This window comes from Burkholderia sp. Ac-20379, from assembly GCF_017104645.1.
Taxonomy (GTDB): Bacteria; Pseudomonadota; Gammaproteobacteria; order Burkholderiales; family Burkholderiaceae; genus Burkholderia.
In genome coordinates, this window is record NZ_JAAGPF010000443.1 from 1 (window position 1) to 4,560 (window position 4,560).

Sequence of the window (4,560 nt, forward strand, 5' to 3'; positions counted from 1 at the left end):
TCTCGACGTCCTGAACTACTCGGGTTCGTCGTTCCTGTCGCTGTATTTCATGATCTGCGGGCTCGCGCTGCTCGCGATCGCGGGCCTGCAATTCCTGACCTGGCACTTCCGCCCGTTCGGCGCGAACGGCAGCAACGGCGTCGACGACCTGACCGCGGCCGAAACGGCCTACGCGGCGGGCGGCGAAGCGCGGATGGCGCACGTCCTGATGATGTCGATGCTCGATTCGGGCGCGATCCGGATCGAGCGCAGCGGCAAGCCGAGCGTCGCGATGGTCACGGCGCTGAAGGAGCCGAACACGCTGGAGGAACACTTCTCCTGGGGCTGGCTGGCCAGTCAGCCGGGCGGCACGGCGTCCTATGCAAGCTTCCATCGCAAGCTGATCGAGAAGGCGCGCTCGGTGCGCGACAAGCTCGGTTCGGGCGGCTGGCTCTGGGCCGAACGGGAGATGCACCGCACCCGGCTCGCCGCGCGCGTGCTGGCGCTCGCGGTCATCGGGCTCGGCGTGGTGAAGATCCTGATCGGCGTCACGCGCGACCGGCCGGTCGGCTATCTGGTGTTCGGCGTGATCGCGTTCTATGTCTGCTATTGCATCCTGCGCAGCCGCCTGACGGGCATCGGCCGCAGCGGCCCGACGCGCGGCGCCACCGAGGCGCTCGAACGCCAGCGCGCCGCCCGCGAAGGCTGGCGGGAACAGCCCGACGCCGATCTCGGCTCGACGCTGCTGTGGTCGGCGGCGCTGTTCGGCGCGGGCGCGCTGGCCGGTTCGGCCTGGGATGCGCATGCCGCCATGGTGGAAGCCGAACAGCAGCGTGTGGCCGCCATGATGCGCGGAACCGGCGGCGGCGGGGGCGGCAGCGCGTCCGATTACAGCGGCGGCAGCAGCTGCTCGACCGGCAGCAGTTGTTCCAGCGGCAGCAGTTGCGGCTCGAGCGGCTGCGGCGGCTGCTCGTCGTCGTCCAGCGACTAGGCGGCCGGGCAACCGAAAAGCGGAACGACCGCGAGGCTGGACGACTCGGCAGCCGAGCGGTAAGACAGCCCGGCAGCCGACCGGCCGCCCCCCCTCACACCGCCTCGTCCAGACAAGCCGTATCGCGCGCCTGCATCCAGGGCGCGAGCCCCTCTGGCCGCAACGGCTGCGCATACAGGAAACCCTGCAACTCGTCGCAGCCGATGCGCTTGAGCGCGCTGGCCTCCTCGGCCTGCTCGACGCCCTCGGCCACCACGCGCAGCCCCAGCTCATGGCCCAGTTCGACGATCGCCCGGATCACGGCGATGTCGGCCAACGCATCGAGCCGCCCGTTGACGAACGCGCGATCGATCTTGAGCCGGTCGAGCGGGAACCGGTGCAGATAGCTGAGGCTCGAGTAGCCGGTGCCGAAATCGTCGAGCGACAGCTTCACGCCGATCTCGCGAATCGCGCGGACCACGTCCAGGTAGCGGTCGACGCTCTCCATCAGCACCGTCTCGGTGATTTCCAGTTCGAGGCTGGCGGGATCCACCGCGTGCCGGGCCAGGCTGCCGCTCAGCCGGTTCACGAGCTGCGGATCGTCGCGCAACTGCACCACCGACAAATTCAGCGACACGCGCAACTCCGGCAAGCCGGCCGCACGCCAGCTCGCGATCTGGCGGCACACCTCGTCGATCACCCACGCGCCGATCGGCACGATCAGCCGCGTCTCCTCCGCAATCGGGATGAACTTGCCCGGCGGCACCGTGCCGAGATGCGGATGCTGCCAGCGCAGCAGCGCCTCCACGCTCAGCAGTTCGCCCGTGCCGGCCTGCACGCACGGCTGATAGGCCAGCCACAGCTCGCCGTTCTCCACGGCCTGCCCCAGATGCGTTTCGAGTTCGAGCCGGTGGCGCGTGCTCTCGGCCATCTCGCGCGAGAAGAACTTGACGAGGTTGCGCCCGCTCGATTTCGCGCGATACATGGCGGCGTCGGCGTTCTGCATCAGCGTTTCGATGTCCTCGCCGTCGTCGGGATACATCGCGATGCCGATGCTGCACGCCACCTGCAGCGTCATGCCGCCGATCGAATGCGGCTCGCGCATCAGCGGCAGCAGCCGCTCGTCGATCAGGCGCTGCACGTCGGCGGCGGAGCCCGCGCCGGTCAGCAGCACGGTGAACTCGTCGCCGCCGAGCCGGCTGACGGTGTCGCCGCCACGCACCGATTGCATCAGCCGCCGCGACACCGAGCGCAGCAGCCCGTCGCCGGCGTGGTGGCCAAACGTGTCGTTGATGTCCTTGAAGCGGTCCAGATCGATGAACATCACGGCCACGCCGCCGCGCGCGGGCTGCGCGTGCTCGATCGCCGCGCCGAGCCGCCGCGTGAACAGCGCGCGGTTCGGCAGCTCGGTCAGCACGTCGTGCTCGGCCAGGAACTGGATGCGCGCCTCGCTCTTCTTGCGGTCGGTGATGTCGATCAGCGTGCAGATGTAGTGCGAAACGCCGCCGCGCTTGTCGCGCACGGCGCTGATCATCAGCCAGGCCGGATAATCGCCGCCCGCGCGCCGCCGCACCACGGCCTCGCCGTTCCACACGCTCGAAATGTCCACCAGCGCCGTGAGCTTCGCCAGCAGCGGCGTGTCGCCGCCGTTCGCCACGATGAAGTCCGGCAGCGTGCCGGTCACCTTCTCGGCGCGATAGCCGGTGGCGCGGTAGAACGAGGCGTTCGCCGTCAGCAGGCGGCGGTCGCTGTCGAGGATCAGGATCGCCTCCGACGACGCCTCGAACACCTTCGCCCACAGCTCCAGGCGCTGCTCCATCAGCTTGATCTGGTTGATCGGCGTGAACGCGGTCAGCACCGCGTCGCGGCCCTGGAACGTCAGCCGGCGCGCCGACAGCATCGCCCAGGTCGGCTCCTCGCTGGCCATCCAGCGCACCTCGAATTCGTCGATGGCCTCGCGGTCGGACAGTTGCTGGAAGAAGCGCGCACGCACCGCCGAATCGAGCCCGTAGGCCCACGGGTCGGAGGTGCGGCCGTTGAGCCAGTACAGCGCCGGACGGTTCGCGTGCAGCACCTCGTGGCCGGGCACCGCGGTCACCATCATCGGCACCGGGGTGGCCTCCACCAGCGCGTACTGCGCCTCCGAGGCGCGCGCCGTGGCAGCCAGTTCCTTCTGCACGTCGCGTTCGTGATCGAGTTGCACGAGCATCTCGTTGAAGCCCGTCACGAGCTGGCCGATCTCGTCCTGGCTGTGCCAGGTCGCGCGCTGGCGGTGGTCGCCGGTGCGCCGCACGATGTCCATCACGCGCGCCAGCTCGCGCAGCGGCCGCGAGATCTGCTGCGCCACCAGATACACCATCGACAGGATCGCGCACAGCAGGAACAGCGCCGTGCCGAGATGCAGCCACATGCGCGCGAACAGCGCGCTGACGCGTGCGTGCAGCAGCGCGTCGAGCTCGGCCGCCGGCCGGTAGCCGTGCATCGACGCCGTGACGGGCGCATCGCCGCGCTCGGCGTCGGCCTCGGCCGGATGGCAGTACAGCTCGCCCACCCCGTGCGCCGGCATCGCGGCGATCGCGTCGAGCAGCACGCGCTCGTCCATCCGCCCCGTCCGCGCGATGCCGACCACGTAATCGTTATGCGCGAGCCCGGCGCGGTCGAGCCGCGCGCGCACCAGCGCGATCCACGGCCGCAGCCAGGACGGCGCGCTGCGCTCGAACGGCAGGCGCACGGCGCGCAGCCCGTAGTCGCGCCCGATCTCGACGATCATCGCGAGCACGGTGGGATGCAGATGGAAATGCTTGTGTGCGTTGACGTGATCGAGCGCCAGGCCGGTGGCGGCGAACGCCTCGAATTGCGCGCGGATCTCGCGGCGCAGTTGCGCGCGCACCCACGGCAGGAAAAAGAACCGGCAGCCGTCGCGTGCCATCGCGCTGCCGAAGCGGCCGTCCGGCCCGACCAGCGCGGCGATCTCGCCGGGCGGCAGCATCGCCGCGCCGTCGGCCAGCACCAGATGCAGGCCCACCGCGAGCGACGGCAGGCGCCGCGCGCGTTCCACCGCATCGCGCGCGGCCGGCGCGGCCACCATCAGGCTGGCCGCCGCGAGCACGCCGTCGCGATGCGCACGCTCGACCGCCGCGTTGACGCGCGGATGCAGGCCGAAATCGTCGGCCGTCACGATCAGCGCCCTTCCCGAACTTCCTTCATTCACTCCGTTCAAGCCTCATGTGCCCGCAGAAAACGGAAGAATTCTACGCCCTCGCGCAACCGGCGCTTCATCATGTCCCAGCTCGTCAGCATCTCGCGCACGATCTCCCAGATCTTGCCGGGCCGGAAATAGAACGCCCGGTAGAAGTGTTCGAGCTCGTGATAGATGTCTTCCTTGGACAGATGCGGATAGCCGATCGCGGCCAGTTGCACGCCCGACTTGCTGACCAGGTTGATGGTCTTGTTCTCTTCCATCCAGCCGTTCTCCACGGCCTGTTCGTAGAGCCGGGTGCCCGGATACGGCGCGGCCAGCGACACCTGGATCGTGTGCGGATTGATTTCCTTGGCGTATTCGATCGTCTTCTTGATCGTGTCCTTGGTTTCGCCGGGCAGGCCGAGAATGA

At 69.2% G+C, this 4,560-nt stretch carries 2 protein-coding genes and 1 pseudogene; 1 reads left to right on the forward strand and 2 read right to left on the reverse strand.

The features are described 5' to 3' along the window. On the forward strand, positions 1–970 hold a 970-nt coding region (locus tag G3N92_RS30990), incomplete at its 5' end, for a TIGR04222 domain-containing membrane protein (RefSeq protein ID WP_206131359.1). A gap of 94 nt (positions 971–1,064) precedes the next feature. Here the strand turns inward: G3N92_RS30990 and hpnK are convergent. Together hpnK and G3N92_RS31000 are read right to left on the reverse strand one after the other, a co-directional pair. Next, positions 1,065–4,160, reverse strand: coding sequence for a hopanoid biosynthesis-associated protein HpnK (gene hpnK, locus G3N92_RS30995; RefSeq protein WP_206131360.1), 3,096 nt, complete (start codon positions 4,158–4,160; stop codon positions 1,065–1,067). Between the two features lie 5 nt (positions 4,161–4,165). Next, positions 4,166–4,560 (reverse strand): annotated as a pseudogene (locus G3N92_RS31000) (hopanoid biosynthesis associated radical SAM protein HpnJ); the annotation flags it as partial.